Origin of the sequence: Fischerella major NIES-592, from assembly GCF_001904645.1 — a bacterium.
Classification (GTDB): Bacteria; Cyanobacteriota; Cyanobacteriia; order Cyanobacteriales; family Nostocaceae; genus Fischerella; species Fischerella thermalis.
Window position 1 is genome coordinate 614,630 of record NZ_MRCA01000001.1, and the last position, 12,626, is coordinate 627,255.

A 12,626-nucleotide genomic window follows, 5' to 3' on the forward strand; every position below is an offset into this window, starting at 1 on the left:
AATCAAAAAGCAAGATTTCTCTTCCCCTACACCCTATACCCTTACACCCTTTCTTCCTTATATCTTTACACCCTAAACCCTTCGTACCTTATTTTTTCTATAAATTTTTGTCTATAGATTGTAATGCTCAAAGAGAGAAACACGCACACGACAATAGTATTTCTGGAGAAGCCAGAGGTTAGCCCTTAACTTTTTCCCTAATATTTGCCGTGCCGTGTTTGTCAAGAAACTGCAAGGAATATGACTAAACGATACAGTTTAGTTTATTTACATTATAGTGCTTGCCAAACTAAACTGTTCGGTTTAGTTTAGTTATATTATAAAACTAAACTGTTTAGTTTTTGAGCAAGGGTACTATGCTGCAAAACTTCAAAGAGAGTTCTTTCTTACCACAATCGATATTTCGTCCGTCAATTGCGATCGCAGCAGTTGTAACTTTTACTGTGGGTGGGATCAGTGTTTACGCGCTTCAGCAGTCTCGGAGTGCTGAACAACAGAAAGCACAACAACAGCTAGTGCAACTACCAGAAGTCAAAACAGTCACAGCCTTAGGTAGACTAGAGCCAAAAGGAGAAGTGATCAAACTGTCTGCGCCTGCTTCCTCAGAAGGGAGTCGAGTAGAACAATTGTTGGTGAAAGAGGGAGATACAGTCAAAACAGGACAAGTAGTCGCAATTTTAGACAGTCGCGATCGCCTAGCAGCTGCGTTGGAAGAAGCCAAAGAAGCAGTACAAGTAGCCCAAGCTAATCTGTTGCAAGTCAAAGCAGGCGCAAAGCAAGGTGAAATAGCAGCCCAGACAGCAGAGATTGATCGCCTGCAAGTAGAAAGAGAAACCCAAATCACAGCCCAAAAAGCCACGATCGCCCGTTTGGAAGCAGAAAAAAACACGCAAATCGAAGCCCAAAAAGCCACCATCGCTCAGTTGCAAGCACAGCTAGATAATGCCCAAGCCGAATATCAACGCCATCAAAGTTTGTATCAACAGGGAGCGATTTCGGCATCCTCCCAGGATAGCAAGCGCCTGACTTTGCAAACAGCCCAACAACAACTAGCACAGGCCAAAGCCAACCTCAAGCGCATAGAAGAATCGTTACAAGAACAATTAGCAGAAGCAAGAGCAAACCTGACACGCATTCAAGCATCTGGACAAAAACAAATCGAATCAGGTAAAGCTACCCTCAATCGCATCGCCGAAGTCCGTCCTGTGGATATAGCAGCCGCCCAAGCGGAAGTCAACAAAGCGATCGCATCCATGAAAAGAGCAGAAGCCAACTTAAAACAAGCTTACGTGCGATCGCCCCAAGATGGTCAAGTTTTCAAACTATATACCCGTCCGGGTGAATTAATATCTAATGACGGCATTGCCGAAATAGGACAAACAAACCAGATGTATGCAGTAATAGAAGTTTACCAAAGTGATATCAGTAAAGTACATCCCGGGCAAAAAGTCCGCTTAGAGAGTGACTCCATCCCTGGTCAATTGTACGCAACCGTAGAAAGAATAGGCTGGCAAATCCAACGGCAAAACGTCATCAACAGCGATCCCTCCAGCAATATCGACGCCAGAGTCGTAGAAGTCCACGCCCAGTTAGACAAAGCCTCTAGTCAGAAAGCAGCAAAATTTACCAATCTGCAAGTCAAAGCAGTCATCGAACAATAACGTAAATGCACCTCGATAAACCCATCCGTGTTATCCGTGTTCCATAAGTGTGCATCGGTGTTCGATTTTTAAAACATTAAGTAGACTTGGAGCGAAACTACAGTGATTGGATTTATTCAGCAATTACAGCGACGCACACCCTTAGGATGGCTGCAACTCAACCGTCATAAAAGTCGTTTTCTAGTAGCATTATCAGGCATTGCCTTCGCGGATCTGTTAATTTTCATGCAAACAGGCTTCCAAGCAGCCTTATACAACAGTAATACCAGAATGCATCGCAGCTTAGAAGCAGACATTGTTTTAATTAATCCCCAAGCACGTAACATCGCCAACTTATCGACATTTACCCGGCGGCGACTATTCCAAACAATGGACGTACCAGGAGTGAAGTCAGCAGAACCGATGTACATCAACACCGTCTCTTGGAAGAATCCCCAGACTCGCAAAGAGACAATGGTTTTGGTGATCGGCTTCAATCCAGATAAACCAGCATTTAATTTACCAGAAGTCAATAGCCAACTAGACAAAATTAAATTACCAGATACCGTCTTATTTGATCGTGGTTCTAGGGGAGACTACCAAGAAGCGATCGCGCAAATTGAACAAGGTAAAACCGTCACTACTGAAATCGAACGCCGGACAATAACCGTCAGCGGGTTATTTAAAATCGGTGCTTCCTTCATCGCTGATGGTAGTTTAATTACTAGCGACCAGAACTTTTTGCGGTTATTTCCGAGACGAGAACCAGGTAGTGTTAATTTAGGATTAATTCAAGTTCAACCAGGCTACGACCCGCAACAAGTAGCGACAGCTTTGCAAAAACATCTAGCTAATGAGCAAGACGTCAAAGTTTTAACTAAAGAAGAATTTGTCAAATTTGAGGAACATTACTGGCAAACCAACACTGCGATCGGCTTTATCTTCAGTTTGGGTGTATCGATGGGATTTATTGTCGGGGTGATTATCGTTTATCAAGTCCTATCTACCGACGTCAACGCCCATATGAAAGAATACGCCACCTTCAGAGCTATGGGTTATCAAAATAGGTACTTGTTGAGTGTGGTATTTGAAGAAGCCATCATTATGGCAATGTTCGGTTTTTTACCTGGATTTGCCATATCTACAGGACTTTATGCCCTCACCCGGAGCGCGACAAATTTGCCACTATACATGACTTTAGCCACAGCAGTACAAGTATTAATTATGACAATAATTATGTGTATGATTTCGGGGGCGATCGCTACTCGTAAAGTCTTAGCTGCTGACCCCGCAGATATGTTTTAACTTAATTTGTTGTTTGTTGTTTGAAACAATCAACTACCAACTACCAACCACCAACAATTATGGTCATTTCTGTTAAAAATCTCAATCACTACTTTGGTAAAGGACAACTCCGCAAACAAGCGTTATTTGATATTAATTTAGAGATTAACGCTGGTGAAATTGTGATCATGACAGGTCCTTCTGGTTCTGGCAAAACTACCCTACTAACCTTAGTTGGTGGGTTGCGTTCTGCTCAAGAAGGGAGTTTGCGGGTGTTGGGAAGAGAACTCTGTGGTGCAAATGACAAAGCACTGACGCTGGCGCGACGTAATAATGGTTATATCTTCCAAGCGCATAATTTGCATGGTAGTTTGACAGCTGTCCAGAACGTCAAGATGGGTTTAGAACTGCACAATGGACTTTCCCCAAAAGCAATGTACACTCGCGCCGCCGAGATGTTAGAGATGGTAGGATTGGGTAATCGTCTGAATTATTACCCGGATGATTTATCGGGAGGACAAAAACAACGAGTAGCGATCGCTCGTGCTTTAGTGAGTCATCCGAAAATAGTCCTTGCGGATGAACCTACAGCAGCCTTGGATAGTAAATCTGGTCGAGATGTGGTTAATCTAATGCAGAAGCTAGCCAAAGAGCAGGGTTGTACTATTCTTTTAGTAACCCACGACAACCGGATTTTAGACATAGCTGATCGCATTGTTTATATGGAAGATGGCAGGTTAGCAAATGCTCCTGTGGCAGCATGAATTGTAGATTTAGAGGGTAAACCAAAAAGAGGATTGGCGTTGCATGTTTACGCATCACGACTCGTAATTTAATTTACCCTGTCAGTGTTGACGGGTAGCAAGCTAGCTATAACTCTTAATTTACTAAGCTTGAATACTAAGCGCTGAGCTTGTTGTTTATATAACCCCAATGGTAACTTGCCAGGTAAGTTCTTCATGAGTTGTCTGGCTGTACCGATACTACACCCAGAAATAATACTGATGGCATTTGCATCATCAAAAATTGCATCGGAAGTTAAAGCTTTTTCAATTTGCACATGCCAATTTCGAGGAGATCATTCACATCGCTCTACTTTTTGTAAACTTCTGGTAGTTGCTAAAATAATCATGTGATCGCCAACAGCAAGACGTGTGTCATAACTGGACATGAACTTGGAAGGTGATGGAGGAGGTAATTTTACCAATGACAAATAATAAATGAGACCCCAATTTGTAGAGACGCTTCAAACAGCGCGTCTCTACATTTGTGCTGACTTACTTAAATCCCTAAACAATCTCAAACTCTATCTGTCGACTCGTCAAAAAATCATGAGTGAAATGATCCACTAAATTCGTATCACTCAACTCTAAATTGTAAAAATCCACACTCTCATGCTCAAAATATGGCCCTGCGTGCCAAGTTCCCACTTCTAACTTGATAAAACAATTCCCCGGAATACGGAAAGCTGCAATGTTTTCTAAATCTGGTTCATTCATATCATTATTAGGAGGACAAACCGCAATTAACCAGTCTTTACCTTCTAATGAACCCAGACATTGAGTGCATTGGACATGGCGAGTGATTTTGTGAAATTTCCGTCCCCGACCTTCCAAATGCATAATGTAAAAACGGGGTGTGCCTTGATCTAGTTTTAATTGAGCATCTTCTGTGTCGAAGGTTTTACCATCTTGACTAGGAAAAATTACCTGTCCATAACGGGCAAAGTTTTCTGGTGTTATCAATTGGGCTTGTAATTGTTTTACTATGTTTGATGTATTCATATCCATGATAAAAATACTATTTAAGTCTCCGAATCCAAGCTCTAAATTCTTTCATAGTCCTATTTCTGCCAAAAGTTTTACTTCTGTTTAAATAGTCAGGAATTATTTCATTAATTGGCAAGTTAGTGAAAAGAAGACTCGTATCTGATTCAATATATTTATTATCAATAAGTATATTCCCGAGTATGACTTAGTTTTGATAGCGATCGCTGTCTATAACTCTGCTCTTTTTTTGATATTAAAACAAGTTACTTTTACTGAGTTTCATATACATATGTTGATTCAAATGTCAAGGTTTTTGTTACTTCAGTTATCATTTGTACTTAAAAAATATTAGTAAAAATTATTATATTGACGTTATGGATTTTTTTGCTTTCAATATCAATTACTATTGAGTCATAAAAATAACTAATAGATTTCATAGCAAAGCTCTCTGCTAGTGAGATTCACATTTGCTGAGTTTGCTAGCTAATATTTGCTCTGGGTTTAAAATCAAACCTACGGTAGATGTTTTAGTATTAATACCCAAATACAAGTTTTTTGGTAGCATTTTCGTCATTATGTAACCTGAGATTGACGCTTCCATTACCACGTTTGCTAGTAGAATCGAGTTATTAAGTTTTATTGCCTGTTTTCAGCAACCTAAATCAGTAAACAGTGAACAGTTATTAGTGAACAGACGTATTGTGACGCTCAGATAAGCGCTACCAACGCTTTCGACCAATTGGTCAGGGACTTAAACCCAAGCGAAGATGTGTCCTTTACTGATAACTGATAACTGTTACAAGCAGCTGAACACTTAGTTATTTATTTTCCGAAGCTTCAGCAGAAGCTCTAAACTGGATAACGGTAAAGAGAGGATTTCACAAAATGGCATTTACACAGCCCCCCCTTCCTTTTGCATTTGATGCTTTAGAGCCATACGGTATGAAAGCTGAAACTTTCGAGTACCACTATGGTAAGCATCACAAAGCTTATGTAGATAACCTCAACAAACTCACTGAAGGTACAGAGCTTGCTGATAAGTCCTTGGAAGAAGTAATCCAGCTTTCTTTTAAAGATTCCTCCAAAACAGGCGTTTTTAACAATGCTGCCCAAGTTTGGAATCATACCTTTTTCTGGAACTGTCTGAAGCCAGCAGGTGGCGGTGCACCTACAGGTGATTTAGCTACCAAAATTGAAAAAGATTTTGGTAGCTTTGATAAATTCAAAGAAGAGTTTTCTAATGCCGCAGCGACTCAATTCGGTAGCGGTTGGGCTTGGTTAATCGATGATGGTGGCACCTTGAAGGTGATGAAGACACCCAATGCTGAGAATCCTCTTGCTCACGGTAAGAAGGCACTCCTAACCCTAGATGTTTGGGAACATGCCTACTACATCGATTTTCGCAATGCTCGTCCAGCATTTATCAAGAACTTTTTGGATCAATTGGTGAACTGGGACTTTGTAGCTGAACAATACGCTACGGCTTAAATCAGTGTAGACACGTAGCGGCTTGCCGCAGGCTACAGTTATCAGTTAAAAGTGTCAAAAACTATAACTGACAACTGATAACTAATTAATTGCCGAAATATCAATTGGTTCACTAAAACTTAAGACAGTCACGATTCCGATCGTGACTGTTTTTGATTCATCATTGTATGAAAGCAACTTATATATTCAACAATTGAGAAACAAAAGACATGGATAGCAAAGACTTAGCCCAGTACATGGAAGCGACTGACAGCATTGCCAAACCCTGGTTGATGGTACAACTGCGACTGAAGAAACTGCAAGAACTGCGCGAAGCACTTTCAGAAAATGAATACGCTGATACATTGGCTGATATTCACCAAGATTTAATGAATTTAGGTGAATGGTGGCGTGGTAGAGAAGATGAGGTGTTTTAACTTAGTCATTGGTCATTGGTCATTGATTAATAGTTAGCACTCATTACAAATGACAAACAACAAAGGACTAATGACTAGTGATCACACAAGGCGCCCAACGTGATACTCTAGGTGGTTGGGGCATTGATAACGGTGTTGTAAGTAATGGATTACAAAGAGGCAGGAGTTGATGTTGAGGCTGGCCGAGCTTTTGTAACTCAGATTCGGAATTTGGTTCATAGCACTTTCAGACCAGAAGTGTTGGGTGGATTGGGAGGCTTTAGTGGCTACTTTCAGTTACCAACTGGTTTGCAGGAACCAGTTTTAGTTTCTGGTACTGATGGTGTAGGCACAAAACTTAAAATTGCTCACACTCTCAACATCCATGACACCGTTGGGGTTGATTTGGTAGCGATGTGCGTTAATGATGTGTTGACATCTGGCGCGGAACCACTATTTTTTTTGGATTATCTGGCAACTGGTAAGTTAGAGAAAGAGCAGTTAACCCAAGTCGTGGCGGGTATAGCTTCTGGTTGTAAACAAGCTGGTTGTGCTTTATTGGGGGGAGAAACAGCAGAAATGCCTGGTTTCTACCAAACAGGTGAATATGACTTGGCTGGTTTTTGTGTGGGAGTTGTAGAAAAAAGCCAACTACTTGATGGTTCGCAAGTACAAGTAGGAGATGTGGCGATCGCACTCGCTAGTGCAGGTGTCCATAGTAATGGCTATAGTTTGGTTAGGAAGATTATCTCTGATCGTGGGTTGGCTTGGGAGCAGCGCCCAGAATTACTTGGTGGGAAAACTTTAGGAGAAATTTTCCTTACACCTACCCGCATCTATGTCAAACCTGTTCTCGCTGCACGCCAAGCGGGTTTAGAAATTCACGGTATGGCTCATATTACTGGTGGTGGCTTACCAGAAAATTTACCTAGATGCTTAGGACAAGGACAAGCAATTAAAATTAACCCTGACGGTTGGTTTATTCCTCCTGTATTTCAATGGTTAGCCCAGATTGGTTCAGTTAGTCCTCAAGTGATGTATAACACTTTTAACATGGGTATAGGTTTTGTCTTACTTGTACCTCCGCAACAAGCTCAACAAGCAATACATCATTTTGAGTCACAAAATATTGCAACCTATACGATTGGTGAAGTCATTACTGGCTCCGGTGAATTATTAGGTTTACCAGAGTAAAAGACAAAATTAATACATTTGAGTATCCCGCCAATGAATAAATTCCAAGGCTAATAACACAAGTCCGTTTTAACGAACTCAAAGACTTTCTTAGTCAGATTTATCTGACTTTAACTATTAGCCAATAAATTTATTTGGTGCAAGATATCAGATTACCAATTACCAATCACCAATGATATGAATGTTCGAGTGGACATGAGATGACTCAATAAGTATCTTAATCGTTATTTCTATATCTACTCTTGTGGGAAAAACTGAGATTTTGAGCAATATTTATTACTTTTATTGAGGTTGGCAATCGAAAATACTCATGACCGACTGCGTTTGAATTTGCTAACGTAGTCTTAACATATTGAAAAATATTACTAACCAAGCTTACAAAAAGTTTGCTAGCACTATATAGAAGTGTTGGTATTTTCAGAGCTATAGATAGTTGTGTTGGAGTGTTAACTATCACTCATGACAAAAAAGAGGGGGTTATGACTGTCAATTTTATTCGGACTGCTTTTGCCTCTAGAGAATTCTTAGAAGAAGTATTTCAAAACATCAATGCTCAAAGTTGTCCGAAGTGCTTCAACTTTCACATGCACACCGTCTACTCTGATGGGAAATTGCATCCTTGTAGGTTAATGGAACAGGCGATCGCTATCGGTTTAGAAGGGCTAGCCATTACCGATCATCATAGTATATCTGGCTACCAAGTAGCAAAACAGTGGTTGGAAGATTGGCAATGGAGCAATCCAGGTGTACGTATTCCTCACCTGTGGAGTGGTGTAGAAATTAATGCCAACCTCCTGGGTATAGAAGTTCATATTTTGGCTTATGCCTTTGATACTACACATCCAAGTATCAAGCCATACATTCAAAGAAGAGTTACCACAGGTGAAGAATATCAAGCAGCTAACGTCATTACTGCTATCCAAAAAGCAGGTGGATTAGCTGTACTTGCTCACCCAGCACGTTATAGAAAATCCCATTTAGAATTGATTCCTGCTGCTGCTGAACTAGGTATTAATGGTGTGGAAACTTTCTACGCCTACAACAACCCAAAGCCTTGGCAACCTAGTGTGACAGAATCACAACAAATCCAACAGTTAGCTGCTGAATACGGACTCTATAACACCTGTGGTACTGATACTCATGGTTTAAGTCTATTACAGCGATTGTAAACACAGGAAAAATTATGAATTCTGAATTCTGAAATTTCCAGCATTCATTATTTTGCACCTACCCTATATCCCGTTGTGAGAATAAATTCTCGACAAGTCTGTTTAAACGAACTCAAAGACTTTCCTAGTCAGATTTATCTGAATTTTGCTATGAGCCAAGAAATAAATTTCTTGGCGGTACGAAAAGTTGGTGCAAGATATGAACTGACACCCCTACTCTGTTCCTAATGAATTTTGAATTTTTAATTGCTTTCTCCCAATCTCCCCATCCCTTGTGTCACCTTCCAATGTGGCACAGCACCGAAATGACTACAAGGTGATTGTTGTTACCTTTGTGTATACAATATAACTATAATTTCTGCGTTGGAGGGCTTCTATGGATAAACGTTGCCCCCGACTTCTCTTAAGAGGGGGTTGGATTTTAGCTATACTGTTATTTATTTCCCCCGCACTTATATCAGCAAATACATCTAACTTTGGTAAAATTACTTTATCACCCAACTTTGAACCAGCAGAAGGGACAGTAACAGGTTATACAGGTGGCTCTTATTCTCTATCAGCAATTAGCAATCGCGATCGCCACAAAAATGCCTGTATTGGCTTTGCCGATCCAACTCCAGATCACATCTTAATTTTGAAAGAAAACTTTCCCCGCCTGAAAATAATCGTCAACAGTGGCGGTTACGATACCACTCTACTCATTCAAGGGCCAGACAATAACACTATTCGCTGTGGTGATGATACAGGTAACAGTAAAGATGCCAGTATTGACGACAAAGACTGGAAAGCAGGAACTTATAAAGTTTGGGTAGCAACCTTTAACTCTCAAGTCAAAAAGAACTACACACTTTCTGTTCAGGAGTAGGGATCGGGGTGGCGAAAGGGAAAAATACTAACCACTAACAACTAACTACTAACAACTAACAAACAACAACCAACAAATATTAAGATAGAGTGTAGCTTGTTTGGCAAAACAGAGGGTACATTGAGCGTGCTGTCTACACTCCTTGCTGATTTTCGCATTATTTTTGAACGTGACCCAGCTGCCCGTAACTGGTTGGAAGTATTGTTTTGCTACCCTGGTTTACAAGCTTTGCTATTTCATCGGCTGGCTCATTGGCTGCATCATGTTGGTATCCCCTTTATTCCCCGTTTGATCTCCCATTTTGCCCGGTTTTTGACCGGAATCGAAATTCACCCCGGTGCTGTGATTGGTAAAAGTGTATTTATTGATCATGGGATGGGGGTAGTAATTGGCGAAACAGCGATTGTGGGAGATTATGCGCTGATTTATCAAGGCGTTACTCTGGGTGGTACTGGTAAAGAAAGCGGTAAACGCCACCCGACTTTGGGTGAAAATGTTGTAGTTGGTGCAGGTGCAAAAGTATTAGGTAATATCCAAATTGGTAATAATGTTCGTATTGGTGCTGGCTCAGTTGTTTTGAGGGATGTACCTTCTAATTGCACTGTTGTTGGTATACCCGGTCGCATTATTTATCGTTCTGGTGTGCGAGTCGCTCCATTGGAACACAATAATTTACCAGACTCGGAAGCAGAAGTAATTCGCGCTTTAGTAGACCGAATTGAATTGTTAGAACAACAAATACAAAGCCTACAGCAGAATCAATCTGACACCAAAACTCTTGTTTTTGTAAATCAATTGCCCGCTAATAAAGAAAGTGAAAAATTACAAGATGGTCTGTCTTGCAATCTCAGAGATAAGGCTATTCAAGAGTTTCTGGATGGAGCTGGAATTTGAGACTTTGTTGTTTTATTTTTTGCCCGTTAGTGTATTTTCATCCAGAATGAGTATAAAGTTTTTAAACCTAGAGGAACGCAGAGTTTCGCTAGGGATTGATAGCTTGGATGAACCACTCTTTTTGTTGATCATCGTAACAATAAAGCCAGCGATTTTGCGGTTCACCACGCAATTCTAAGTGGTCTACCTTAACCGGATTGAGTAGCAACAAACAAAAATTTGCTAATGGCTGCATCCGATCAGGTTGGGGAAGAATAAAGGTTTTTTGTTCTTCCATTCTCCTGGGTTTACCAGGATGAGGCCAAGCAAACTGTATGCGTGCAGCATCACTAAGTTCTTGCCATGTTGTAGTGCGGGATTGTTGTAACACTGGGTCAAAATTATCCCATCCCACCAGAGTCAAGCAGCCACTGATGCGGAATTGTTCACGTGTACTAGGAAAATACCAACAAACTTCCGCCCAAGGTTGTTGTTGAATTTGGTCAACTTTTTCACTACGATCATCAGTAATGAATTTGAGCTTATTGGTATCTTCTAAAAAGCCACGGAATACCACAGTACGATTAGCAGGACGACCATTACTTCTTACCGTTGCCAGTTGTAAGTAACGAGCATAAACAAGGCTACGGTTACGATGAAGAGCGCGAGCGATCGCATTTCGCCAAGGAGCAATAGACATAGTTTAAAGCCCCAAATAATCCTGGATATACTGATTTACTAATTCTGGTTGTTCCTGCTGTACCCAGTGGCTACAATCGGGAATATATTTAATTTGTAAATCTCTTACATAAGCTTCTGTACCGTATGTGAGTTCTTTTCCCAATGCAGTATCTTTTTCACCCCAAATCATTAATGTTGGAACTTCTAAGATTCCCCAACTTTTATTAAACATTTTATCTTGAAAAATATTCCGGTAATAATTCAACATTGCTGTCAATGCTCCACGTTTGGCAGCAGCATTTTTATAAGCTTCAATATCAACTTGACTAAAAGTATTTTTATTCACAGCCATGCCTTTAAAAGCATTTTCAAGTAGTTGATAATCCAACGATTGAATCAAGAGTTCTGGTAGCCAGGGCAGTTGGAATAAAAACATGTAAGAACTTTTGAGTAATTGTCCGGGTGTACGTAACCCTTCACTAAACTTAGCTGGATGAGGGATATTTAATATAATTAATCGCTCTACCATTTCTGGATGAGCATAAGCAAAACACCAAGCGATCGCACCACCCCAATCATGACCAACCAAAATACACTTTTCGTATCCTAATCCCTTAATTAAACCCTGAATATCTTTAATAAATTCATCCATTACATAGGCAGATTGCTCTTGAGGTTTTTCGCTGTCATTGTACCCACGCAAATCTACAGCCACAACTTTAAAATGTTTAGCAAATTCTGGAATTTGATGCCGCCACGAATACCAAAACTCAGGAAAGCCATGCAGCATCAACATCAATACTCCTTCTCCTTGAGTGACATAATGCAGCTTAATTCCATCAGTAGTAATGTAATCGTGCTTCCAGCTAGTCTCTATCACAGATATGACTCCTAAAAAATAGTTATTAAATTGCAGTTATTACTAATTATTTAAATTCACCAGTAGTGAATTTCTCAACTCGAAAAACAAATCTCAAAACAACAATTAAATTGTCTAAATATAATAATATGTCGACTAAATTTAAAGCTAACTATATTTTCATCTAGTGTAACATAATGTTCTTGATTAAGTAAACATCTTAAAATGCAAACTAAAATCTATCTTTCCTTAGCGCTCTTGGCATCTTGGCGGTTCGTTAAAACAGCAAAAATCTGACTTTATCAGCAACTATATTAAACTAATAAATCAACCACTTAAAAATATGCAATTCTCCTTGAGATGGATGAAAAACATAGCTATATCCTGCTAGAAACATAGCTATGAATAT

The 12,626-nt window shown here is 40.1% G+C and carries 13 protein-coding genes; 9 read left to right on the top strand and 4 right to left on the bottom strand.

Annotation, left to right across the window (positions count from 1 at the left end; all coding sequences use genetic code 11):
• The first annotated feature begins 356 nt into the window (after positions 1–356).
• The 3 genes from NIES592_RS02720 to NIES592_RS02730 all read left to right on the top strand — a co-directional run bounded on the left by NIES592_RS02720 (position 357) and on the right by NIES592_RS02730 (position 3,688).
• The gene (locus NIES592_RS02720; RefSeq protein ID WP_073554838.1) at positions 357–1,661 is read left to right on the top strand and encodes an HlyD family efflux transporter periplasmic adaptor subunit; all 1,305 of its coding nucleotides are present in this window, start codon (positions 357–359) and stop codon (positions 1,659–1,661) included.
• A 102-nt stretch (positions 1,662–1,763) separates the two neighbouring features.
• Entirely contained in the window at positions 1,764–2,945 is a 1,182-nt protein-coding gene (gene devC, locus NIES592_RS02725) for an ABC transporter permease DevC (RefSeq protein WP_073554839.1), read from the top strand.
• Between the two features lie 59 nt (positions 2,946–3,004).
• Complete coding sequence (locus NIES592_RS02730; protein ID WP_062248874.1) at positions 3,005–3,688, top strand: DevA family ABC transporter ATP-binding protein; 684 nt, start codon at positions 3,005–3,007, stop codon at positions 3,686–3,688.
• 68 nt (positions 3,689–3,756) lie between these two features.
• On the opposite strand, the gene NIES592_RS25700 is transcribed toward NIES592_RS02730, so the two are convergent.
• Positions 3,757–3,984 carry a hypothetical protein gene (locus tag NIES592_RS25700; protein ID WP_062248872.1) on the bottom strand — a complete coding sequence of 76 codons (228 nt, stop codon included), beginning with the start codon at positions 3,982–3,984 and terminating at the stop codon, positions 3,757–3,759.
• Between the two features lie 229 nt (positions 3,985–4,213).
• The gene (locus NIES592_RS02740) at positions 4,214–4,708 is read right to left on the bottom strand and encodes an ureidoglycolate lyase (protein WP_062250758.1); all 495 of its coding nucleotides are present in this window, start codon (positions 4,706–4,708) and stop codon (positions 4,214–4,216) included.
• A gap of 870 nt (positions 4,709–5,578) precedes the next feature.
• On the opposite strand from NIES592_RS02740, the gene NIES592_RS02745 reads away from it, so the two are divergent.
• The 6 genes from NIES592_RS02745 (at position 5,579) to cysE (ending at position 10,698) form a co-directional block, all read left to right on the top strand.
• The gene (locus NIES592_RS02745; protein WP_009460274.1) at positions 5,579–6,181 is read left to right on the top strand and encodes a superoxide dismutase; all 603 of its coding nucleotides are present in this window, start codon (positions 5,579–5,581) and stop codon (positions 6,179–6,181) included.
• 209 nt (positions 6,182–6,390) lie between these two features.
• A complete protein-coding gene (locus NIES592_RS02750; protein WP_009460275.1) occupies positions 6,391–6,597 on the top strand; it encodes a hypothetical protein in 207 nt (68 codons plus the stop codon).
• Positions 6,598–6,741: 144 nt separating this feature from the next.
• Complete coding sequence (gene purM / locus NIES592_RS02755; RefSeq protein ID WP_062248868.1) at positions 6,742–7,770, top strand: phosphoribosylformylglycinamidine cyclo-ligase; 1,029 nt, start codon at positions 6,742–6,744, stop codon at positions 7,768–7,770.
• A gap of 479 nt (positions 7,771–8,249) precedes the next feature.
• On the top strand, positions 8,250–8,939 hold the full coding sequence (locus NIES592_RS02760) for a PHP domain-containing protein (protein ID WP_073554840.1): 690 nt from the start codon (positions 8,250–8,252) through the stop codon (positions 8,937–8,939).
• A gap of 376 nt (positions 8,940–9,315) precedes the next feature.
• Entirely contained in the window at positions 9,316–9,804 is a 489-nt protein-coding gene (locus tag NIES592_RS02765) for a hypothetical protein (RefSeq protein WP_073554841.1), read from the top strand.
• A gap of 126 nt (positions 9,805–9,930) precedes the next feature.
• Positions 9,931–10,698 (top strand): serine O-acetyltransferase, encoded by a 768-nt coding sequence (gene cysE, locus NIES592_RS02770; protein ID WP_009460279.1) that lies wholly within the window; start codon positions 9,931–9,933, stop codon positions 10,696–10,698.
• Between the two features lie 88 nt (positions 10,699–10,786).
• Here the strand turns inward: cysE and NIES592_RS02775 are convergent, their stop codons facing one another.
• Positions 10,787–11,377 (bottom strand): Npun_F5749 family FMN-dependent PPOX-type flavoprotein, encoded by a 591-nt coding sequence (locus NIES592_RS02775; RefSeq protein WP_073554842.1) that lies wholly within the window; start codon positions 11,375–11,377, stop codon positions 10,787–10,789.
• 3 nt (positions 11,378–11,380) lie between these two features.
• Positions 11,381–12,244, bottom strand: a complete 864-nt coding sequence (locus NIES592_RS02780) for an alpha/beta fold hydrolase (protein ID WP_178379466.1) — start codon at positions 12,242–12,244, stop codon at positions 11,381–11,383.
• Positions 12,245–12,626: the final 382 nt, after the last annotated feature.